We start from the raw sequence: 21905 nt of genomic DNA, 5'->3' as shown, positions 1-21905 counted from the left end.
AGTCACTTTTCGTGCTGGCCTATAAGAACAATAGTGTGCCGCCGCCCCGTGTCACGTCAACGGTTTTTTGAACAAGCGTTCATTTAACCCTATTCCGCTGCCACAGCCTCTGCCTTTTCGGCCCGCACCGCAGAGAATTTGAACTCTGGGATTTTGCCATAGGGATCGACGGCGGGGTTGGTCAGGATGTTGGCGGCCGCCTCAACATAGGCGAATGGCAGGAATACCATATCGGGAGAGACAGCCCGATCTGCCCGAGCCATCACCGTGATCGACCCGCGCCGCGTTGTCAGGCGGATCAACCCACCGGGTTCAACGCCCAACTTACGCAGCGTAGACGGGTGCAGCGAACAGTTTGCTTCAGGCTCGACCGCGTCCAGCACTTTGGACCGACGGGTCATCGACCCGGTGTGCCAATGCTCCAATTGGCGGCCAGTGGTCAGGATCATTGGATATTCGGTGTCCGGTGTTTCATCGGGTGCGATGACGCTCGCCGGGGTAAACCGCGCCCGTCCATCGGGCCGGGGGAAGCCATCCCCAAACACGATCGGCTGGCCCGGGTCTTCTGGCGAAAGCGACGGGTAAGTCACGACGTTTTGCGATTCCAACCGATCCCAAGTGATGTTGTTGAGCGATTTCATCAGCTGCGTCATCTCACCAAACACATCGCTTGGATGCGTGTAGGTCCAGCCCAGACCAAGGCGCTTGGCAAGTTCGACGGTGATCCACCAATCCTCCTTCGCGTCGCCCGGTGGCGCAACAGCGGGGCGACCCATCTGAACCTGACGGTTGGTGTTGGTGACCGTGCCGGTCTTTTCGGCAAAGGCGCTCGCGGGCAGGATCACATCGGCAAAGTTTGCGGTTTCAGTCAGGAAAATATCCTGCACCACCAGATGCTTGAGTTTCGCCAGCGCATCCCGCGCATGTTCCACATCTGGGTCAGACATCGCGGGGTTTTCGCCCAAGATATACATGCCGTGAATGTCGCCCGCGTGAACGGCATCCAGAATTTCAGTGACGGTCAGACCTTTGTTAGGGTCGATACGGCCCTCGTTCCAAACCTCTTGAAAGGCGGATCGCACGCCGTCATCGCCCACGGGCTGATAGTCAGGCAGGAACATCGGGATCAGGCCTGCGTCAGAAGCGCCTTGCACGTTGTTCTGGCCCCGCAGTGGGTGCAGCCCGGTGCCCGGACGGCCCACCTGCCCGGTCATCAGTGCCAGCGAGATCAAGCAGCGCGAGTTGTCGGTGCCGTGGATGTGCTGGGACACGCCCATGCCCCAAAAAATCATCGCCGATTTCGCCCCGGCAAAAGTGCGGGCCACGTCGCGCAGGGTATCTGCAGGTATGCCGCAGATGCCTTCCATCTTTTCGGGTGTAAAGTCGGCAAGATGCGCCTTCTCGGCCTCCCAATTCTCGGTATAGGCGTCGATATACTGCTGATCATAAAGCTTTTCTTCCACGATCACATGCATGATCGCATTCAGCATCGACACATCCGCGCCGGGGCGGAATTGCAGCATATGGGTCGCGAAGCGGCGCAGACCTACACCACGCGGGTCCATCACGATCAGCTTGCCGCCACGCTTTGTGAATTGTTTGAAATAGGTCGCGGCAACGGGGTGGTTCTCGACCGGGTTGGCCCCGATCACGATGGCCACATCCGCGTTTTCAATCTCGTTAAAGGTCGCAGTCACAGCGCCGGAACCAACGTTTTCCATCAGGGCGGCAACGGACGAGGCATGGCACAACCGCGTGCAGTGATCGACGTTGTTGTGGCCAAAGCCTTGGCGGATCAGCTTTTGGAACAGATAGGCCTCTTCATTGGTGCATTTCGCAGACCCAAAGCCCGCGACACCGGTGCCGCCAATGTCTTTCAGGCCGTTGGCGGCAGCATCCAGCGCTTCGTCCCATGACGCCTCGCGGAAGAATTCCTGCCAGTTGCCCGGATCAACGTTTAGACCCTTTGCAGGCGCGTCGTCGCGGCGGATCAGTGGTTTCGTCAGGCGGTGATCGTGATGGATATAGTCAAAGCCAAAGCGGCCTTTGACGCACAATCGGCCCTCGTTTGCCGGTCCGTTGATGCCGTCGACAAATTTGACCTTGTTGTCCTTGACCTTCAGACTGACCTGGCAGCCAACACCGCAGAACGGGCAAACGGACTGGACCTCTTTGTCGTAGTCCGCGCTGTCGCCTACCTGCGCGTCATCCAGCACAGTCGCTGGCATCAGCGCCCCTGTCGGGCAAGCCTGCACACATTCGCCACAGGCAACACAGGTGCTGTCACCCATCGGGTCAGCCATATCAAAAACCGGGTAGGCATTGTGGCCACGCCCCGCCATGCCGATCACGTCATTGACTTGCACTTCGCGGCAGGCGCGCACGCAAAGGCCGCATTGGATGCAAGCATCAAGATTGACGCGCATCGCCACATGGCTGTCGTCCAACAGCGGGATGTGGTCCGGTTCCATCGCTGGAAAGCGGCTGGCGTCCACATCTTGCGCGGCCGCCATATCCCATAGGTGGCTGGACTTGTCGCGTGCCTCTTCCTGCGCGGGCTGGTCAGCCACCAGCAGTTCCATCACCATCTTGCGGGCCTGCACTTCGCGCGGCTGATCGGTGGTGACGACCATCCCTTCGGCAGGTTCACGGATGCAAGAAGCGGCCAGCGTCCGCTCACCTTCGATCGCGACCATGCAGGCGCGGCAGTTGCCGTCAGACCGGTAGCCGGGCTGCGGCTTGTGACACAGATGCGGAATCACCAGGCCGCGGCCATTTGCGACCTCCCAGATAGTCATGCCGGGCTCGGCGGTGACGGACTGGCCATCAAGGGTGAATGTGATCTTATCCGACATGGGGCGACTCCTGCGACTTGGCACAGGTTACACCATTTTCTGCGCAAGATCAGAAGCCTATCCGCGACGCGCGACCCCGCTTTTGCGCCATCGCTGTTTCCGATAGGCGTCAGATGATCAGGATGCGCAAGATTTCCAATCCGATCAGTGCCACAATCGGCGACAGATCAATCCCGCCCATATCGGGCAGAACCCGGCGGATTGGTCGGTAAATCGGATCAAGCAGCCGCTGCAGACCGTACCAGACCTGCGCCACAAAAGGCTGCTGGACGTTGAGCACGTTGAAACTGATCAGCCAGCTCATGATGAAGTGGATAAAGATGAACGTGCGCGCCACACCGATCAGCAGCAGTGCGATCTGAACAATGTCATTCATGGCTTGGCCTTTCTCTTTTCCACGCAGAGGCAGGTAAGCAATCAACCGCCACCTTGCAAGCCAAGGTTGCCGTAAGGTCAAAATTGACGTTTACGTAAGCGTCAATATTTTGGGGTGCAGGAGACCCCATATGTACCCTTTCATCCGCGCCGCCAAAGAGATGCTGATCAACCGCAATGCACCCGCGTTGCCGATCCTGGGAACCCATGTTTCCTGGCATCGATGCTGGCCACAGGACATCGACTTTTTCATTGAAATGAACAATGGGCGCATCCTGACGGTGCTGGATTTCGGGCGCACTGTGCTGGCGCAACGCGTCGGCCTTTTGAAGGCCACGCGCGACAACAGTTGGGGCATCACAATGGCCGGTAGCTCGGTCCGGTATCGTAAGCGTATTCGCCCGTTTGTGCGGTTCAAGGCTGTCCACCGCTGCCTGGGCTGGGACGACAAGTTCTTTTACCTCGAACACACGATCTGGATCGGAGCAGAATGCGCGGTACAGGCGCTTTACCGCTCTGCCGTGACGGACAAGAATGGCATCGTACGACCGGGCACCGTGTTCCGCGCGATTGGGTTCGAAGGGGATCGCCCCGCATTGCCAGACTGGGCGCAAAACTGGGTTGATGCCGATGCAACCCGCCCCTGGCCACCTGTGCTGCCTGCCGATCTGTCGGGCACTTAAAAGCTTTACTTGCATCATCGCCCGCCATCAGGCTCTTATCCCTCAACAAAACGGGGAAGAGGCATATGGCAGTCAGCAAGAAACGCATCTGGGGATGGATGTTGTTCGATTGGGCAAGCCAGCCCTACTATACGCTTGGCCTGACCTTTATCTTCGGCCCCTACTTTGCGCTTGTTGCAACCAGCTATTTTCTCGGCACCGGTCTGGATGACGAAGCCGCACGCGCCCAATCGCAAAGCACATGGGCCTTTGGGCAGACGGTCGCGGGACTGTTCATCGCCCTGACTGCGCCAATGCTTGGCGCCTTCGCTGACAGCACTGGGCGCAAGCGTCCTTGGATCGCCTTGTTTTCGTTGCTTTATATCGGTGGCGCATGGTCACTTTGGTATATGGAGCCCAACACATCATCGCTTATCTTCTTTTTGATCCTGTTCTACGTTGGATTTATCGCTGCTGAATCCGCGTTGAATTTCATCAACGCCTATCTGCCTTCACTGGGATCAGAAGAAGAGGTCGGGCGCATCTCGGGCTCGGGCGCGTCGTTTGGCTATTGGGGCGGGTTGATCTCGCTTTTCATCATGCTGATTTTCTTTGCCGAAAGCGGCGATACCGGCAAGACGCTGGTCGGGCTCTCACCCATCTTTGGTCTGGACCCTGAGATGCGTGAAGGTACCCGCGCTGTCGGGCCGTTCATGGCGATCTGGTATGCGCTTTTCATTCTACCGTTCTTTTTGTGGGTCAAGGATAACCCCGAGGACGCAGGTCAAAGGCCCAGCATTGGCAAGGTGTTTGGCGATCTGATCGCCACGATCAAATCCGTCTTTCGCCGCAAGAGCACCGGAACATTCCTGCTGGCATCCATGTTCTATCGCGACGGTCTAAACGCGCTTTATGCCTTTGGCGGGGTCTATGCCACGCTTGTGCTGGATTGGGGCATCGCTCAGCTTGGGCCGTTTGGCATCATCAGTGTGATCACGGCAGCAGTCTTTACCTATATCGGCGGGCGGTTTGACGCACGGTTCGGGCCAAAACCTGTGATTATCTTTTGCATCATTATGCTGCTGATCGTCAGTTCCTTTATTGTCGGCATGTCGCGAGAGCAGTTGTTTGGGATTCCGCTGCCTGCTGGATCATCCCTACCCGACATCATCTTTTTCACCTGTGGTTCGATCATTGGCGGGGCCGGTGGTGCACTTTATGCCGCGTCGCGGTCGATGATGGTACGCCACACCAACCCAGAGCGCCCGACCGAAGCCTTTGGGCTATTTGCACTGTCCGGCAAAGCAACGGCTTTTCTTGCGCCCTTCCTGATCGGTGTCTTCACGGCGATGACCGGAAACGTGCAACTCGGCTTCTTGCCGGTGATCTTTCTCTTCATTCTTGGCCTGATCTTGTTAAGGTGGGTGAACAAAGACGGAGATCGTGCAGAATGGTCCGCATTGCAGCAGTAATCGCCGCCCTTGCCCTGTTGGCCGGGTGTCAAACCGAAACCGCCAGCGCCCCGCAGGCGACCGTTTCAACGCAGAACACCAACGACACGCGGATAGCCAAGCAATTGTTTGGGGCCGCCCGCGTCGCATCCGCTCAAGCCCCCGACGCCATCGGCGGCTATGCGCTGGGCTGTCAGGCGGGTGCTGTGCAATTGCCGGAAACAGGGCCGACATGGCAAGCGATGCGCCTGTCGCGCAACCGCAATTGGGCGCAGCCGATTACAGTGGACTACGTGCAAGATCTGAGCCGGAAAGTTGCGAACCTGCCGGGCTGGGAAGGGCTTTATATCGGCGACATGAGTCAGCCACGTGGCGGCCCGATGCTGACCGGGCACCGCAGCCATCAGTCGGGCCTGGATGTAGACATCTGGATGCTTCCACCCGACCGCCTGAACCTAACGGCACAGGAACGCGAGAATATCTCTTCGATTTCAATGCGCCGCGCGTCCGGGGCTTATACAAATGACCGCTGGACCCCGCAGCACGAAGCGGTGCTGAAAGCCGCAGCATCCGACCCGCGTGTCGCGCGGATTTTCGTGTTTCCCGGCGCAAAGGTTGCGATGTGCAATAGTGCGACGGGTGACCGTAGCTGGCTGAACAAGATCCGGCCGTGGTGGGGGCATCATTACCATTTCCATGTCCGGCTGAAGTGTCCTGCGGGTGACAGTGGCTGTGTCGATCAGGCCCCGCCGCCGCCAGGTGATGGCTGCGCGGATGCCCAGACCTGGGTGAACAACATTCTGAACCCGCCGCCCCCTGATCCAAATGCTACGCCCGCTGCTCCGCGACGCGAGATCACCGTGGGCCGTTTGCCCGCGCAATGCGCCGCTGTCCTCGCCGCGAACTGAATGCGTCTTCTTTATCTGACACTTGCCCTGCTTGCAGGCTGTGCCCCGCTGCCGTCCGAGGTGACGCTGGCCGGGCAATTCATCTGGAATGGTGGGGACGAGGGCTTTGGCGGGATCTCCGGTTTGGAGGTGATCGACGGCGGCACACGTTACGTGGCGCTAAACGACAAGGGCCTTATTCGCACAGGTCCGATCCTGCGCGAGGATGGAGAGATCATCGCGATGCCGATTGAAACCCGGTACCGGCTGAAGCGCCCGGATGGTCGGCGTGTAAACAAGGAATTCAGCGATTCCGAGGGTCTTGCTATTGGCATTGATGGCCTGACCTATGTGTCCTTTGAGGGGGAAACGCGGGTTGCAGTTTATGGCGACACCACCGACCCAGCTGCACAAGAGTTGGTCCACCCAGAGTTTGAAAAGCTGTCCGGCAATGCGTCGCTCGAAAGCCTTGCCATTGGCCCCGACGGCGGGCTTTTTGCGATCCCCGAACGCTCTGGCCGGGCGAACCGACCGTTTCCTGTCTACCGGTATCGCGAAGGTGCGGGCTGGGACATCCCATTTCGCTTGCCGCGGCGCGGTGCTTTTCTGATTGTTGGGGCGGACGTCGGGCCTGATGGGCTGCTTTATGTGCTGGAAAGAGACTTCACAGGTGCAGGCTTTCGCAGCCGGGTACGCCGGTTTAGTCTCACTGGCGCGGATGAGACCGTTCTGCTGCAAACGGCGAATGCGGCGCACGACAATCTTGAAGGCATCAGCGTTTGGCAAGACCCCCAGCGCGGGTTGATCATGACATTGGTTTCGGATGACAACTTTCAGTTCTTTCAGCAGACCGAAGTGATCGAATACCGGATTGACCGTTAGATCGCGGGGCGTTAGACCGCGCCGTCCCCGAATGGTCGGGGACCAAGTGCCGCACCCTTGTCAAAACGGAAACATCAAAATGCGTATCCTTCCCGGCGTCATCGCCATGGCCATTATCGTGGTCGCTTCGAATATTCTTGTTCAATTTCTGATCCTTGACGGATTGCTGACCTGGGGGGCGTTTACCTATCCGCTGGCCTTCCTTGTGACCGACATCATGAACCGTGTTTACGGCGCGTCGGAGGCAAGAAAGGTAGTCTTTTCAGGGCTTTGCGTGGGGATTGTTTGTTCTTTGATCGGAAGTCAGATCATGCTGGAGTTCGGGCCTGCGGTTGCAATCCGGATTGCGATTGCCTCTGCCAGTGCGTTTCTGATCGCGCAACTGCTTGATATTGCAGTATTTAACCGGCTCCGCGAAGGGTCTTGGTGGACCGCGCCGCTGGGCTCGACCTTGGTCAGTTCTACAGTGGACACGTTAATCTTTTTCTCTATCGCGTTTGCGGCGATCTTCAATGGTTTCAATGCCTTAGCGGACGAACAAATCGTCTGGGCGCAGGAGTTGGTGCCTTTTCTTAACCAAGGTCCGCTGGTTCCGCTGTGGGTTTCGCTGGCCGTGGCCGACTGGGGCGTGAAGTTAACCATTGCGCTGCTCGCGCTGGTGCCATTCCGCCTGATTGTTGGGCGGATGCTGCAACGGACGGCCTAAGCACGAAAAGTTGTGGAAATTAATTTGACATATACCAAATCTGTGCGAACCTTCCTTTAGGCGAAACATTTGAAAGGAGGTGATCCAGTGCATCATGAAGTATTGGAGAAGGCAGTCGGGACAACTTGTGGGGGTCACACCTAGGGCAGCCCCTAGCTGAGAAGACCACAAGGTGGAGATCCTAACCGACCCACCTCCGCAACTTTCAGGAAAGGGCCATCCCATCGCCGGGGTGGCCCTTTTTGCATGTCGGGCGCCGCCGGGCGCGTCAGGGTGGCCCGGTTTGGCGAATATTGGTAAACGGGGCGCACGGGGAAAATCAGCCATGCACACCCCATACACATACCATGCACAACCCATGCATAGAGACGTCTGAATGCGCGTTAATGATGAAATCGAGATTGCGGACCGGGAACTGACCGAGAGCTTTGTCCGCGCCTCCGGCCCCGGCGGGCAGAACGTGAACAAAGTGTCCACGGCGGTCGAATTGCGGTTCGAGGCGGAGCGGTCCCCCAACCTGCCCGACGCGGTGAAGCGGCGGCTGCGGCGGATCGCGGGACAGAAATGGACGAAAGACGGGGCCGTGGTGATCTTTGTGCAAGAGACCCGGTCACAAGCCCGCAACCGCGAAATCGCGATGGAGCGTTTGGCGGAATTGATCCGCAAAGCGACCGAGATGCCCAAACGGCGGCGTCCGACGAAGCCGACCTATGGGTCGGTCAAGCGGCGGTTGGAGGGAAAGAAGCACCGCGGGGCGGTGAAGGCATTGCGGGGGAAGGTGGAGGAGTAGGAGTAGGAGTAGGAGTAGGAGTAGGAGTAGGAGTAGGAGTAGGAGTAGGAGTAGGAGTAGGAGTAGGAGTAGGAGTAGGAGTAGGAGTCAAATTGACGCTATCAGAACATTGCAACGCAAAATATTTCCTTTCAATACAGCGACCTCGCCTCGCCTGCTCTTCTCCAGTCGGTCCCTTCCCTCAATGGAAGAGCCTAATTTCGTCAAAAAATTCTTAAGGTGCGCGACTTCTTCCCGTGTCAACTCATCTAGGCGAGCTTCTAAAAACTCCTCAAGTAACGGCACTGATCGCATTGAATAGATCGCCAATGATTCTCGAAGAGATAGATTGTCTATTAGGTCTTGAATTGCCTCTTTGACATCTGATGGGCGATAAGGACGATCAAGTTTCGCTGCCATTTTCAAGCGGAGTCTGGCCCGTTGATCCTTTATCTGGTGCTTCAGGTAGTCCACTCCTTTTCGCTCTGCGATTGCCAGCGCATTTGCAATAAAACCATCCGCGCGATCCAAGTTATCAAGCTCGATCTCTGACATCGCATATTGCAGCCAAAACTGATCACTTTTACGGATGGGTCCTACAGCTCCGAGCCGGGAGTATACCGAAGATATTGCCAGTTTCGCATCATCTCTGTCTCGGAGCAGCGTCGACAAATAGCCAAACCTCATCAGTTCCTTTAGATTCTGCTTCGCATCCCAACCAAGACTCCTATCCGTACTGCTATAGGCGGTTTGACGGACAATTTCACTATAGACATCAACAATCTCACTAGTTTCAAATTCGTACTTGTTCAGAATAAAATCCGAAAGACTATTCGAGGAAAAATTGTACCATCCTTCAGCACCACGCCCCATGAAACTCAACACGCCAGACGACCGTATCTTTTGTTCGAGGTCAAATTCGTCGAGATTCAACCAAGCGACAATACGGCTCCATTGTACGTGTTGGCTACACAGACCGTTAATTAGAATTGCGATAAACGCTTGGCGATGGCCAGGGTTCTGTCCGAGGAAAAAATTGACAATTTGATCAATACGGTTCGCCAAGCTCGAGTTGCTGAACATCGAAACTAGAATCGATCTATTTTCGGCAGCGCATCTCTGCTTGAGATGATCCATGCGGTCTTCCGCTGTTGTCTTAAGTGCCTCTTCCCAAAAGCCCCAACTCTCGAGAAAACTGTCCCATCTAACAAGCTCTTCTACCGATAGCTGGTCCAAAGAAACTGTAGAGACAGAACCGCCAACCGAATCCGGGACGGATTTCATAACAAATTCATCATCAGAGTTTGTTGCGCTCAGAATAAGTACAGATTCTCCGGTTAACTTAGATCCGATATACTCCGCGACTCTTCGGTGCCTCACAAAATCATCGACAATAAAGCACTTTCTCCCCGGCCGCGACATCGACAAGTCAATCTCACCAAATATCCCCTCAACCGTAGATTCGACTCTGTAAACATCATAACCATCCACAGCAAAGCGACAGCTGAGTTGTCTCAAGAATATCGATTTCCCATTCCCGAGATCAGATGTCACAAGAAAACGATTGCGTCCTGTCGAAACCGCATTGATAATGCGTTCAGCCTTTTCGGATCGGTCAACGCAATACTTTTGCTCCTCGTCAGGGTTCTGAAGCTGACGGACATATAGATCCGGGTCGAATTTACCGGTCAGCAGTAGTTTCTCAACGTCCGCTCGGGCGGTTTCGGCTAAACTGATATTTGTACTTTCATGTCCCAAATATTTAGGAGAGACGGCACTAAATGATAAATCTCCTTCCGATCTAAGCTTATCTATTTGCTCAACAAGACCATCTACACCTATCGGATAAAGAGAGCCGAATTTCTTTAGCCTCGCATCTTCAACTGGGCTTGTGTCTGGCCGGTTTATGATAACCGAGCGATTTCGCAATGCCCCGACTCTGAACACGCTCTTCGCAATCGCTAAGTCGGACAATGAGTATCCAACAAAAAATAGGCGATTGTATATTTGACAAACCCAACCGGAATACCTATATCTAATTCAACACGATAGAGGTTTTCACAATGTCCGTTCTTTCCGCCCCATACATGCACGACGAAGCCGCTGCATTTGAGCATGTCGAAGCGATGCTTTGGGCCGATGGCCCGGTTTGCCCCCACTGTGGCGTTGTGGATGCGGCCTATCGCCTTGTGGGCGTTCGCACCAAGGCCAGCAAGAAGAACCCAGAGGGCAAAGAGCGTCACGGCCTGTGGAAGTGCCGCGAGTGCCGCAAGCAGTTCACGGTGCGCAAAGGCACGATCTTTGAGGAAAGCCACCTGCCGCTTCACCTGTGGCTGCAAGCCATTCACCTGATGGTGTCCAGCAAGAAGGGCATCAGCAGCCACCAACTACACCGCGTTCTGGGCATCACCTACAAGTCTGCATGGTTCCTGACCCACCGCATCCGCGAGTGTATGCGTGACGGTGCGCTGGCGGGCTTTGGCAACGGCGGTGGTGTGGTTGAGGTTGACGAGACGTTCATCGGCAAAGAACCCGGTGTGACGAAGCATCCCAAGGCCCGTGGCGGCGCTCACAAGATGAAGATGCTGACGCTGGTGGACCGTGAGACCAAGAAGGCCAAGTCTATTGTCGTGGATGATCTGACCAAGGCAACGCTCCTGCCGATCCTGAAAGAGAACATCGCCAAAGAGGCCTACGTCATGACAGATGAAGCCCGCCAGTATCAAGGCCTCGGCGCTGGCAAGGTGTTTGACGCCCACGGCTGGACCAATCACAGCGCTGGTCAGTATGTTGATTACGAGGACAGCGAAATCCACACCAACACCGTCGAAGGCTTCTACAGCATCTTCAAGCGCGGCATGAAGGGTGTGTATCAGCACTGCGGCAAGCAGCACCTGCATCGCTACGCAGCGGAGTTCGACTTTCGTTACAACTACCGGGTCGCGAATGGTATTGATGATTCTGAGCGTTCAAACGTCCTTCTTGTAGCCGCAGCGGGCAAACGCCTCACATATCAAGGGCCTAGTGAAGCGCAACAAATAGTTTGAACTCTTGATTTACACACCGTATATTGTGTGTAAGCCCTGCGGCAACCGAAGCTTCTAGTGCCACTAGTAGTACTTATGTAGGTTACTGCGGGGCTTTCCCTTTTGTCAGCGATGTATCCACTTCGAATTGGCCGGGTCTGAACCTCCAGTGCCGATAGTTGTGCGACCAACGATCCTGAAGGCCGTTTGCCGTACCGGTGCTGGCACCTATGTTGAAATTTGGATAACCGGCTCTGATCTCCTTGCTAATTTCCTTAAACAAAGCTTCCTTCGCAACAGTCCGTTTGCCGCGCCGCCTAGCCCCTTCCGGCTTGATTTTGTGCAGGTCATTCAAGCGAAAATGCATCGACCCAAGAATAATATCTAGACCTTGAAGGATCGTGTGGCGCTTTGAGTCAATCTGGGCAATCTGCTGCTTTGGGATAAAGGTGTTGCTGCCTCTAAATGCATACAGGTCGGGTATCTGAGAGAGCTGTGCTCGAAAATATTCATACTTCTCCTTTGTGTCGGGAACCTCATCGAGCAGTACAGAAAAGTAAACTCGATCCAAGGCATTGGGGTTGCAGTACTGAATTCCAAATGCATGCTTTATCATCTGGTAATAAAGCAAGAAGTAACCAAGATCGTGTTGCTCAGAGGTTAGACCTGTAGGCCTGTACATGTTTTGAGTGTACATAATCCTGACCTTCACTCGCCCAGAATGAATAAAGGTAAAGAAGTACTTTATGAACTCTGTATACTTTTCAAGATAGTTCCGAGTGACCCCCGTCCACTTCAGTTCATTGAACAGGTTCAGCTCATCTTTCTTGGCCGTTAGCGCTGCCTCAATGGCTTCTTGATCCCTTGAGCGCACAATTGCCCCGCCATAGAAGTTGGAGTAATACTTCCCCTTCTTCGATGACTCATCGCAATATATAGTGTAATGTCTCTTTGCCATGCATAACGGTAGACCAATATGAGCCAGAACAAAACCCAACTAGACCGCTTCAAAGAAGCCGCCCGCCAGCTAGAGACGGACGACGATGAAGCGAAGTTCAACGAAAAGCTAGGCAAGCTGGTGAAACCGAAGCCGGAACCCCAAGGTGACAAGTGAGGTATTGAGTTACCTTTTATAGTGGGGTACTATAATACCCATGACGCATTTAGTTGATAGCCTTCGACGCGGATGGCGGTCCTTCAGGCTCCTTCAACATATCCAAGGCCTTTTGGATGGACTGAAGCAGGTCAGCCGCAGCGGCGGGGCTGCACCGCAAATGAGCAGTGGTCACGTTGCGAACCTCAACGGACCCATCTTCGGCGGCGTCAAGTACGCTGGCAGCCAACTCAACCTGGATAGCCCCATTCACATGCCCCATGGCCGACACCCCGTCGAAGTAAACAAATAGATCGTCCATTTCTCGAATCTCCTTAAAAATGGGGTCCGAGCCTGCGCCTACGTCACGGGTTTGTCAAATATACAATCGCCAAAAAATACACGAGTGGCGTCGTGGATCTCGTTTTCCAGCATCGAAAACAACTCTCTATTGCTTTGCTGGAGTTCAATGTAACTTCTCTCGCTAAGCACAAGGCCAGGATCTGTCATCCCTTCGTTAATATCTGCGGCCCTTCCATGGAGGTAGACAATAGATTTCTTACTCGTTGCTGTGCCAGTTTTCATTGTTGCGATTGAGACTGGGTTATATTGACTTGGGTTCGGACCACGCTCAAATAGATCGTCGTAGTTTGTTGTAAAAACTGCCCGCCACGGCAATGAGATAAGCGCTTGTTGCGTTGCATTGGGCTTGCAAATCGTAAGCCGCCTAGCCAATAGAGATCGAAGTTCTGGAGCGAGCCGTGGATCATCTTCGATATAGTCGCCTAGTGCTGGAAGTGTCGATTGCTCATCTGGAGGCAAGTCAGCAAGTTCGCGAAGCAGCTTCTCCAGTTCCCCAGTACTAGGAATGCTCTCTCCTTCGCTGTTCTCACCTCCTATTGAAAATCCGGCCCCAACAAAGCATACTGCGTTTCCAGAGAGAATATGTCTAATGCTCTCGTCGAGTTTTTCGTTTTCAATTTGATCCATTGTTCTCTTTGTTGTTGCCCAATGCGATTGTCAAACCAAGATTTCAAATTCGGCCTGATCACCGACACCGAACACTCGCTTGTAACGAGTGATCTCGTCAAGTGGCCCCATCGCTTTATTCGAGTTGTCGCTCAGCTTGACCGTCGCGTTGCCATTGGCCGAGACGGCTTTGCAGACCAGTGAGAAGGGGGCGAGGCTGTCGCCATCTGTCAGACCCTTGAAGTCGTTGGTCAGCATGGTGCCCCAGCCGAAGGAAACGCGGACTCGGCCGACGAATTGCGCGTGCAGGGACAGGATTTTGTCGACGTCCAAGCCGTCGGAGAAGATGACGAGCTTTTGGCGGGGGTCTTCGCCGCGGGATGTCCACCACGCGATTGCGGCTTCGGCACCGGCGGCGGGGTCACCTGAATCGATGCGGATGCCGGTCCAGCCGGCGAGCCAATCCGGCGCACGCTCCAAGAACCCCGGTGTGCCGTAGGTGTCGGGCAGGATGATGCGCAGGTTGCCGTCGTGTTCGGCCTGCCAGTCGGACAGCACGTCATAGGGAGCCTGTGCCAGGGCCGTGTCGTCCTGCGCAAGCGCGGCGTAGACCATGGGGAGTTCGTGAGCGTTGGTTCCAATCGCCTCCATGTCGCGGTTCTTGGCGATCAGGCAGTTGGAGGTGCCCGCGAAGGCGCTGCCCAGACCTTCGGACATGGCCTGCACGCACCAGTCCTGCCAGAGGAAGGAGTGGCGGCGGCGGGTGCCGAAGTCCGCGATGCGCAGGTCGGGGATGGTTTGCAGTTGTTCGACCTTTTCCCAGAGTTTGGTCATGGCGCGGGCGTAGAGGACCTGCAGTTCAAACCGGCCCATTGCGCCGAGGACGGCGCGGCCGCGCAGTTCCATCAGCACAGCGAGAGCGGGGATTTCCCAAAGCATGACCTCGGGCCATGATCCTTCGAAGGTGAGTTCGTATTGGTCACCAACGCGTTCAAGGTGGTAGGGCGGCAGGCGGAGGTTTTCAAACCAGTCCATGAATTCGGGCGAGAACATCTGGCGTTTGCCGTAGAAGGTGTTGCCGCGCATCCATGTGCTTTCGCCGCGGCGGAGCGAGAGGGAGCGGATGTGGTCGAGTTGCTCGCGCAGCTCGCCTTCGTCGATGAGGGTGGCGAGCGGGATATGGGTGGCGCGGTTGATGAGGGAGAAGGTGACAGCCGTGTCGGGTTTGTTGCGGAACACCGATTGGCACATCAGCAGTTTGTAGAAATCGGTGTCGATCAGGGAACGGACGATCGGGTCGATCTTCCATTTGTGGTTCCAGACGCGGGTGGCGATGTCGACCATTCTGGTCCTCCGTTGGCTTGGTGGCGGTTAGAGCAAGGGGTGGCGGGGTTTGCAAGCGCGGGGCGCGGCAGATGTGTGGCCCGGATACCCACAGGATGCGATTGCACATTGGTCACAAGTGCCGCACTGATGGCGCGAACCAGCCAGAGCGGACGCGCCATGCCCATCGTCATCCTTTCCGTCGTGACCGCGATGTTCCTGATTGTTGGCGGGGACGCGGCAGGGAAAGTTTTGGGCGGCATGGGGTTTGCGCCGTTTTTTGTGGCCTGGGCAAGGTTTGCGCTGGCGGTGATCGTGTTGGCACCACTGAGTGGGATGCAACGACACGAGTGGCGGTTGATGCTGGACTGGCGGCTGATCCTGCGGGCCGCGCTGATTGCGGGCGGGATCGCGTGCATTTTGACCGCGCTGAAGACAGAGCCGATGGCCAACGCTTTTGCGGGGTTTTTCATTGGGCCGGTGGTGGCCTTTGTCCTGTCGGCGCTGATCCTGAAAGAGCGGGTGACCGTGCTGCGTGCGGGGCTGCTGGCAGTGAGTTTCGCGGGTGTGCTGATCGTGGTGCGTCCCGGATTTGGGGTGAGTGTCGGCATGGGCTTTGCCGTTTTGGCCGGGTGCCTGCATGGCGGCTATCTGGTCACAACACGCTGGCTGGCACCGGGGTTCCGACCGCGATTCTTATTGTTGTCCCAGCTTGCCATCGGCACGGTGTTGCTGGCCCCGTTTGCGGTTGGTGGCGCGGGGGCGTTCAGTGCGGTCGCAATGGGGCTCTTGACGATCAGTGCGCTAGGGTCTGCGATTGGGAACCTGTTGCTGGTGCAGGTCAATCGGACAACGCCCGCAGGCGTGATCGCACCGTTGATCTATAGCCAGTTGATTGCCGCGATGGTGTTGGGTTTGCTTGTCTTTGGTGACTGGCCGGACCGCTGGACGCTGGTTGGGCTGGTCGTGATCATTGCCGCTGGTGTTGGATCAGCCCTGGCCGCCGGGCGCGGGCGTTAGGCGCCCGGAAAAGCCCGCGTGAAAAGCGGTATAGCTGGTTTCGGTTTCGCGCAGATGCGTCCGCGCCATGTCGTGCAATGCGGGGAGCTGGTGAAAGGGGACCGTCGGAAACGCGTGATGTTCGGCGTGGTAAGGCATGTTCCATGCCAGCCAGCGGACAGCACGATTGGCAAAGATCGTGCGGGTGTTGCTGAACATGTCAGGGACGTTTGGGCAATCGGTGTGTTCGGCCATCAGATAGGCCCGCAGGAACGGCTGGCCGATCAGCATCGGCAGAATCCAGACCCAGAAGAGCAACGCCGAGCCCAGCGCAATTGAGGCCCCGCCAAGCAGCGCGTAGACGAGGAGCATCCAGCGCGCCTCTGCCGTGATGCGGTTGCGTTGGCGGGTTGGGACAAACGCATCATCACAGCCGCCGGTGGCATTTGTCCAAAGCGTCACGGCGACAGACCTCCAAAGAGGTGCGCCCGTCAGATACCAAATGTAGCTGCCCCATGTGCGCGGTTTGGGGGTCGCTAGTTCAGGATCTTGATCGGGGTCGTGGGTGTGTTTGTGGTGCGCAAAGTGAAAGTAGCGGAACCACGCGGGCGGGATCAACAAGATGAACCCCGCAACCCGCGCCACCCATATGTTCAACGCTTTGGCTGCAAAGACGGTTTCATGGGTCGCTTCGTGCAGCAGGTGGAACAGGAACACCAGAAACAAGCCCAGCGGCATCAATAAAAGAGGCCAGCCCGGCACACCCGCAGCGATCAGCACGGCCGGCACAAGGATCAAAGTGCTGTGCCACGCAAGATGGATCAGCCCCGCGCGGTTGGTCAGTGCGGTCAGCCTTGCGCGATCCTCCGGCGAGAGGTCTTGCAGAAACGTCAGATGCGACATTCAGTGCCCGGCGGCGGATTGCGCCTTGTCATGCAGCGCCTTGCTGACATCGGGTGAGACGCCAAGCGCCTGTTCCACCTGATGCAGGATTGCGTCTTCTTCCTTTTCCTCGATGCCGTCGGCAAAGACAATGCGCCAAAGCGCGGCCACGACCGCCTCTCTTTCCTGTTGGGAAATGGCGTCGTGCAGGATTTGGGCGAGGTTTTCGGTGGTCGGCATCTCGTGCTCGAGCTTTTCGCAGGCCGCGCGCATCATCGCCGCCTCAACCGGGTTCAGATCGTAAAGATCGGCCAACACATGGTCGATCTCTTCCACCTCTTCGAAAAGATAGGCGTGATCGGCCTTGGCGGTGCGCACCAGCAGTGCGCCCAGCGCATGTCGCGCGTCCTCTGGCGGGAGTTCGGTGACATGTGGTGTGGGCGAAAACAGGGACAGGATACGATCGAACATGGCAGCCTCGGGCGGTGAATTTTGCTTAGGCTAGGGCGTTGCGCAAATCGGTGCAAGCGTCAGCGCAACAGGCGTTTGCGGAGCAGGTTAAAGACCGCCGGTGCGATGGCGATGACCAGCGCGATCCGCACGATATGTGTGACTGACACAAAGGCCACGTCCTGATCAATCGCGAGTGTCAGCAGCGCCATTTCGGTCAAGCCGCCCGGTGCATAGGCCAGAAAAGCCTGCGACAACGGCACCGTGATCAGCACAGTCAGCAGGACCGCCACAGCCAGGGCCGCGATCAGCATCAGCAGCGTGGCAAGGCAGGCGAGCGCCAGATCGCGGCCCAGTTCGCGCAGCGTCGCGCCGATAAACCGGGTGCCAATGATCGTGCCAACGACGATCTGTGCGACGACGATCACCAGCGTGGGCGGGGCCACGGTGACCCAGCCTAACACATGGGTAGCGCCCGACAGGATCAGCGGGCCAAACACAGGGGCTGCGGGCAGGCGCAGCTGTTTCGCCAACGGTACGCCCAAAGCGGCGCAGGCCGCGAGGATCAGATAGTCGACTACAGTGAGATCCGTCAGCGCCGTCCAACTTGGCCCGCCCACACCAGTGCGCGCGCCCATGAAGACACCGAAAAACAGCGCCACGAGGAAGATCACCATCAACACACGCGCGGCATGGGCCAGTGCGATGCGGCGTTCATCCCCGCCTTCAGCAGCGCCCATCAGCAACATCTCGTTCAGGCCGCCGGGCATCGCGCAATAGAAGGCTGTGACGGGGTCATAGCCGCCAATGCGGCGATAGACGGCAAAGGATGCGCCAGCAGCCCCGATCAGGGCCAGCGGCAGGATCAGTATTGTGGTCGACCATTGCCCCAGCTGTTGCAGCGTCTCAGCGGTGATCGACGATCCGAGCATCACCCCAATGACCGGGACCACGACAGGGCGCAGCGGCTCTGGCCCAGCAATGGGCAGATGCGCCAATGCGGCGATGGTGACCCCTAGCATAGAACCGAGCATCCACGGCAGCGGCATACCGATCAGAAATCCGGTGATGCCTGACGCCAACCCGATCAGCAGCGCAAGGCCAGCGGGCATGGCAGCGTGGCGCATCAAAGGCCGCCGATGTGGCGTTCACCACGCGCGGCGGACAGCGCGATCTGTTTCTGCCGCTCGCGGAAACGGGCCTTGTCCGCGTCCGTGGTTTCAGCGGCGCAGTGATGACAAGCGACGCCATGTTCGTATTCTGGCCGGTCGCGGTCTGCGGGCAGGATCGGGCGGCGACAGGCGTAACACAGGAGGTGCGGACCGACCTCTAACCCATGTCCGACAGAGACGCGGGCATCAAAGACAAAGCACTCCCCCTGCCAGGTGCTGTCATCCTCCGGCACCTCTTCGAGGTATTTCAGGATGCCGCCTTTGAGGTGATAGACCTCGTCCACGCCTTGGCCCTTGAGGAAGTTCGTGGATTTCTCGCAGCGGATACCGCCGGTGCAGAACATGGCGATCTTCTTGTTGTGAAACCGGTCTTTGTTTTCTTCCCACCATGCGGGAAACTCGCCAAAGCTTTTGGTGTGCGGATCGACCGCGCCGTCGAAGGTGCCGATGGCCACTTCGTAATCGTTGCGGGTGTCGATCACGGCCACATCGGGGGACTGGATCAGTTCGTTCCAGTCAGCGGGGTCAACGTAGTGGCCGGTACCGTCCGCCGGCTTGACCTGCGGCTGGCCCATCGTCACGATCTCTTTCTTCAGCCGCACTTTCATGCGGTGAAAGGGTGGCGTGTCGGACTGGCTTTCCTTGTGTTCCAGCGCAGCACATCCCGGAAGCGCACGGATGTAGCCCAGGATGGCGTCAATCCCGGCGCGGCTACCTGCAATTGTCCCGTTGATCCCTTCGCCCGCCAGCAACAGGGTGCCGGAGATGCCATGTGTCGCGCAGGCCTCGATCAGGCCCGGCCGAATGGCGGCCGGGTCTTCAAACCGGGTGAAGTGATAGAGCGCAGCAATGGTGTACATATTTGCCAGATACGCCTGTGCGGAACGCGGTGCAAGCGGGTGATCAATGGCGGCCCGAAAGCGCAACGCATGTGGTTCGCCAAGGTGCTGCAGGGCACCTGAGGAACCTCAAGCCAAGAGCCTGATGAAAAGCAGGGCAGCGTGGCCAAGCTGGACCGATTGCCGAAAATCGGCTAGAATCCGGGCTATTCTGAGAAACCATTTTAACGCACCATGTCATGACACGAGGTGTTTCCCGTGTTTGCATCCATCGAGCTAAATGGCCCCTTCCCGCGTTCGCTTTGGAAGCGGTTTCGTCGCAGGCCAAGGTACCTGGGCACTGCTGCCGTGGCGGTTGGCGTCTTTGTTGCGGCAAGCGTCGAGCCGAACCTGTCGGGGCAATGGGTCAATCGTGCTGACCGGTCCGAAGTGATTGAGGTTTATCACGTTGGCCGCACCCTTCGGGCCAACTTTGTGGACGGGAGCGCATTTTTTGAGGTGCGGGCAGACAGCGAGACCGCGTTTTCTGGTTTGATTGATCTGGTTTGGATGGAGGAAGACACCATTGACCGATGCGGCCTGTTTTCGCGCACCGTCGATCTGGACGTGACGACATTTAATGAACCTGCCGACCGGCTGCGGGTCTTCTATCGCGCTGGTTTGGAGATCGGGAGCAGTTGCCGCGCGGATTCCAGTCGGCCAACAGAGAAGACCTTTGTTCGCAGGCCATAGACCAAAAAGGAGACAGACAGATGAACGCCACAAGCGCCCTTGTTCTGATCATGATTTTAGCGTTTTCCGCCGACCGCCTGACGAAGGCCATCATGTTTGTTCTGGCATTCGTTCCGCGATGGCAACGGTACTTTCGCGACCCTGAAATCATCTCGAACCGGGTTGAGAAGTACAAGATGCGAAACCGCTATCTGATCGCCTATACCGTGATCGTGGGCGTGATCGCCTGTTCGGCTGTTTTCTGGTTTGACGATCTGCGGATCTTGACACGTTTGTCAGGCAACAACGTCGATGCGAGCATTGATATCGTCGTGACAACGCTTGTTGTGATGGGCGGATCCGACCTGGTCAGCAGGCTTGTGCAAATCTCTGGGATTGGCGAAATGGGGGCCGCTGCGGCCTCTGGTGATCGCTCAGAGCGCAATAAGCCGGTTGAGATCGTGGGGCGGTTGGTGCTTGAAAATGACGGAGCATATATCGGGCCACCGTCACCGTCTTCTGACACAAAACCGGTTTGACCGGCCAAGCGGACCAACTTGGCTATCAGAGGTTGCCGAAGGTCGCCGAAAAGGTCTTAACGCGCCGAAGCCATCGCGAGGCCGTCAGCCACAGCCGTAAAGGCAGCGGCTTGTTGGGGCGCAGCAGCCGGCAAAAGCGTCGTGAGGGCTGAAGCGACGACCCCCATCAAACTGGAGCCACCAACAAAGACGATCTGGTTGATTTGGCGCGGCGCGACGTTGGCGCGGGTCAAAGTCTCGGACGCGGCGGCGGCAATCTGGGCGGCGTAATCGGACAGCGCATCAGACATGGCGTCAGACGTCAGCGGGGCCGATAGCCCGCGTTCGATGATGCGCAGATCAATCTGCGCGGTGGGTTCGGCATTGGCCGCAATCTTGGCGCGTTCGGTGGCAAAGGCGAGGTCGTGGCCGGTTTCTTCTTCGATGACCGTGGCAAGGCGCTGGAACAGTACCGGGTCAACGCCCAGCTTGGCATAGCGTTTGGCAAGACGCAGGTTGTCAGGGGAATAGAGAAACGCGATCTTTTCCCACGTGGCGAGGTCATTGTAGATCGCATTGGGCGCGGTGTGACTGCCGGGGCCCATTTCGTTGCGGATCGCGGTACCTCGCCCCAAAAGCGGCATGACGTGCGCCAAGCTAAGTGTACGGTCAAAATCGGTGCCGCCGATGCGGACGCCGTGACTGGCGACGATGCGGGTCGCGGGGTCTTGCGCGAAGACGGAAAAATCCGAGGTGCCCCCGCCGATGTCGACGATCAGGCCGTAGGTTCCAGCCTCTAACGGGCCGGCGGTCAAGGCTGCCGCCTCAGGCTCGAACATAAAGTCCACGTCCTTGTAACCCGCGGCCATATAGGCGGCGCGCAGGTCATCCTCTGCCCGGGCATTGCGCGCAGCGTCGGTGGAATGGAATTGCACGGGGCGGCCTGAAAGTGCCGTGTCGTATGTCTGACCGGTTGTCGCCTCGGCCCGTTCGCGCAGCATGGCGAGGAAGCGGGCGACGACCTCGATCAGGGTCAGGCGTTCGTGGGCGATGACGCGCTTTTCATGCATCAGCGATGTACCAAGCACAGATTTCAATGCGCGCATGAATCGCCCCTCGCGCCCGTCGATCAAGGCGCGGTTGGCCGCGTTGCCAAACAGCGTGATCTTGCGGTCGGGGTCAAAAAACACGGATGTCGGCAGGGTGGTCTCACCTCCTTCAACCGGGATCAGAAAGGGACGGTCGCCCGCCATCACGCCTGCGGCGGTGTTCGAGGTGCCAAAGTCGATGCCAAGCCGTGCCATTGTCGCGATTCCTCTTTGCGGGAGGGCGGCAA

The 21905-nt window shown here is 57.3% G+C and carries 23 protein-coding genes; 11 read left to right on the top strand and 12 right to left on the bottom strand.

Features of this window, described 5'->3' with window-relative positions; genetic code table 11:
* Window positions 1-89: 89 nt before the first annotated feature.
* Window positions 90-2855: a formate dehydrogenase subunit alpha gene (gene fdhF, locus AB3Y40_RS17005; protein ID WP_369440071.1), complete on the bottom strand. Its 2766-nt coding sequence runs from the start codon at window positions 2853-2855 to the stop codon at window positions 90-92.
* Between the two features lie 109 nt (window positions 2856-2964).
* Window positions 2965-3231 carry a YggT family protein gene (locus tag AB3Y40_RS17000; RefSeq protein ID WP_369440070.1) on the bottom strand — a complete coding sequence of 89 codons (267 nt, stop codon included), beginning with the start codon at window positions 3229-3231 and terminating at the stop codon, window positions 2965-2967.
* 130 nt (window positions 3232-3361) lie between these two features.
* Between AB3Y40_RS17000 and AB3Y40_RS16995 the strand changes: the two genes are divergently transcribed.
* The 6 genes from AB3Y40_RS16995 to arfB all read left to right on the top strand — a co-directional run bounded on the left by AB3Y40_RS16995 (window position 3362) and on the right by arfB (window position 8608).
* Window positions 3362-3913, top strand: a complete 552-nt coding sequence (locus AB3Y40_RS16995; RefSeq protein WP_369440069.1) for an acyl-CoA thioesterase — start codon at window positions 3362-3364, stop codon at window positions 3911-3913.
* A gap of 65 nt (window positions 3914-3978) precedes the next feature.
* Entirely contained in the window at window positions 3979-5364 is a 1386-nt protein-coding gene (locus AB3Y40_RS16990) for an MFS transporter (RefSeq protein ID WP_369440068.1), read from the top strand.
* Window positions 5343-6251 (top strand): penicillin-insensitive murein endopeptidase, encoded by a 909-nt coding sequence (gene mepA / locus AB3Y40_RS16985; protein ID WP_369440067.1) that lies wholly within the window; start codon window positions 5343-5345, stop codon window positions 6249-6251. The genes AB3Y40_RS16990 and mepA overlap by 22 nt, the downstream gene beginning before the upstream one ends.
* Entirely contained in the window at window positions 6252-7112 is an 861-nt protein-coding gene (locus AB3Y40_RS16980) for an esterase-like activity of phytase family protein (protein WP_369440066.1), read from the top strand.
* A 79-nt stretch (window positions 7113-7191) separates the two neighbouring features.
* Window positions 7192-7818, top strand: coding sequence for a queuosine precursor transporter (locus tag AB3Y40_RS16975; RefSeq protein WP_369440065.1), 627 nt, complete (start codon window positions 7192-7194; stop codon window positions 7816-7818).
* Between the two features lie 376 nt (window positions 7819-8194).
* Entirely contained in the window at window positions 8195-8608 is a 414-nt protein-coding gene (gene arfB, locus AB3Y40_RS16970; protein WP_369440064.1) for an alternative ribosome rescue aminoacyl-tRNA hydrolase ArfB, read from the top strand.
* 87 nt (window positions 8609-8695) lie between these two features.
* Here the strand turns inward: arfB and AB3Y40_RS16965 are convergent, their stop codons facing one another.
* Window positions 8696-10561 carry a hypothetical protein gene (locus AB3Y40_RS16965; protein ID WP_369440063.1) on the bottom strand — a complete coding sequence of 622 codons (1866 nt, stop codon included), beginning with the start codon at window positions 10559-10561 and terminating at the stop codon, window positions 8696-8698.
* 89 nt (window positions 10562-10650) lie between these two features.
* Between AB3Y40_RS16965 and AB3Y40_RS16960 the strand changes: the two genes are divergently transcribed.
* On the top strand, window positions 10651-11634 hold the full coding sequence (locus tag AB3Y40_RS16960; RefSeq protein WP_369440062.1) for an IS1595 family transposase: 984 nt from the start codon (window positions 10651-10653) through the stop codon (window positions 11632-11634).
* Between the two features lie 82 nt (window positions 11635-11716).
* Here the strand turns inward: AB3Y40_RS16960 and AB3Y40_RS16955 are convergent, their stop codons facing one another.
* On the bottom strand, window positions 11717-12571 hold the full coding sequence (locus AB3Y40_RS16955) for a DUF3800 domain-containing protein (protein WP_369440061.1): 855 nt from the start codon (window positions 12569-12571) through the stop codon (window positions 11717-11719).
* Between the two features lie 18 nt (window positions 12572-12589).
* On the opposite strand from AB3Y40_RS16955, the gene AB3Y40_RS16950 reads away from it, so the two are divergent.
* Window positions 12590-12727 carry a hypothetical protein gene (locus AB3Y40_RS16950; RefSeq protein WP_369440060.1) on the top strand — a complete coding sequence of 46 codons (138 nt, stop codon included), beginning with the start codon at window positions 12590-12592 and terminating at the stop codon, window positions 12725-12727.
* A 49-nt stretch (window positions 12728-12776) separates the two neighbouring features.
* Here AB3Y40_RS16950 and AB3Y40_RS16945 read toward each other — a convergent pair whose 3' ends face one another.
* Genes AB3Y40_RS16945 through pncB form a run of 3 tightly spaced genes read right to left on the bottom strand, consistent with a single transcriptional unit; the run spans window position 12777 to window position 15019 of the window.
* Window positions 12777-13028 (bottom strand): hypothetical protein, encoded by a 252-nt coding sequence (locus AB3Y40_RS16945; protein ID WP_369440059.1) that lies wholly within the window; start codon window positions 13026-13028, stop codon window positions 12777-12779.
* A gap of 38 nt (window positions 13029-13066) precedes the next feature.
* Complete coding sequence (locus AB3Y40_RS16940; protein WP_369440058.1) at window positions 13067-13696, bottom strand: SIR2 family protein; 630 nt, start codon at window positions 13694-13696, stop codon at window positions 13067-13069.
* Between the two features lie 30 nt (window positions 13697-13726).
* Entirely contained in the window at window positions 13727-15019 is a 1293-nt protein-coding gene (gene pncB, locus AB3Y40_RS16935; protein WP_369440057.1) for a nicotinate phosphoribosyltransferase, read from the bottom strand.
* Between the two features lie 129 nt (window positions 15020-15148).
* On the opposite strand from pncB, the gene AB3Y40_RS16930 reads away from it, so the two are divergent.
* A complete protein-coding gene (locus AB3Y40_RS16930; protein WP_369440056.1) occupies window positions 15149-16018 on the top strand; it encodes a DMT family transporter in 870 nt (289 codons plus the stop codon).
* Here AB3Y40_RS16930 and AB3Y40_RS16925 read toward each other — a convergent pair.
* The 4 genes from AB3Y40_RS16925 to trhO are packed head-to-tail and all read right to left on the bottom strand — an operon-like array spanning window position 15989 to window position 19361.
* The gene (locus AB3Y40_RS16925; RefSeq protein WP_369440055.1) at window positions 15989-16900 is read right to left on the bottom strand and encodes a fatty acid desaturase; all 912 of its coding nucleotides are present in this window, start codon (window positions 16898-16900) and stop codon (window positions 15989-15991) included. The two genes, AB3Y40_RS16930 and AB3Y40_RS16925, sit on opposite strands and share 30 nt — an antisense overlap.
* On the bottom strand, window positions 16901-17350 hold the full coding sequence (locus tag AB3Y40_RS16920) for a tellurite resistance TerB family protein (RefSeq protein ID WP_369440054.1): 450 nt from the start codon (window positions 17348-17350) through the stop codon (window positions 16901-16903). It abuts the gene before it with no gap.
* A 59-nt stretch (window positions 17351-17409) separates the two neighbouring features.
* The gene (locus AB3Y40_RS16915) at window positions 17410-18456 is read right to left on the bottom strand and encodes an AbrB family transcriptional regulator (RefSeq protein ID WP_369440053.1); all 1047 of its coding nucleotides are present in this window, start codon (window positions 18454-18456) and stop codon (window positions 17410-17412) included.
* Window positions 18456-19361, bottom strand: coding sequence for an oxygen-dependent tRNA uridine(34) hydroxylase TrhO (gene trhO, locus AB3Y40_RS16910; protein ID WP_369440052.1), 906 nt, complete (start codon window positions 19359-19361; stop codon window positions 18456-18458). The genes AB3Y40_RS16915 and trhO overlap by 1 nt, the downstream gene beginning before the upstream one ends.
* Window positions 19362-19598: 237 nt before the next feature.
* Here trhO and AB3Y40_RS16905 point away from each other — a divergent pair, with 237 nt between their 5' ends.
* Entirely contained in the window at window positions 19599-20072 is a 474-nt protein-coding gene (locus tag AB3Y40_RS16905) for a hypothetical protein (protein ID WP_369440051.1), read from the top strand.
* Window positions 20073-20092: 20 nt separating this feature from the next.
* The gene (locus AB3Y40_RS16900) at window positions 20093-20590 is read left to right on the top strand and encodes a hypothetical protein (RefSeq protein WP_369440050.1); all 498 of its coding nucleotides are present in this window, start codon (window positions 20093-20095) and stop codon (window positions 20588-20590) included.
* 56 nt (window positions 20591-20646) lie between these two features.
* On the opposite strand, the gene AB3Y40_RS16895 is transcribed toward AB3Y40_RS16900, so the two are convergent.
* Window positions 20647-21873 carry an Hsp70 family protein gene (locus AB3Y40_RS16895; RefSeq protein ID WP_369440049.1) on the bottom strand — a complete coding sequence of 409 codons (1227 nt, stop codon included), beginning with the start codon at window positions 21871-21873 and terminating at the stop codon, window positions 20647-20649.
* Window positions 21874-21905: the final 32 nt, after the last annotated feature.

It is taken from the genome of Yoonia sp. R2331 (genome assembly GCF_041103235.1).
Taxonomy (GTDB): Bacteria; Pseudomonadota; Alphaproteobacteria; order Rhodobacterales; family Rhodobacteraceae; genus CANMYO01.
This window is presented reverse-complemented; position numbering and strand designations above follow the sequence as displayed.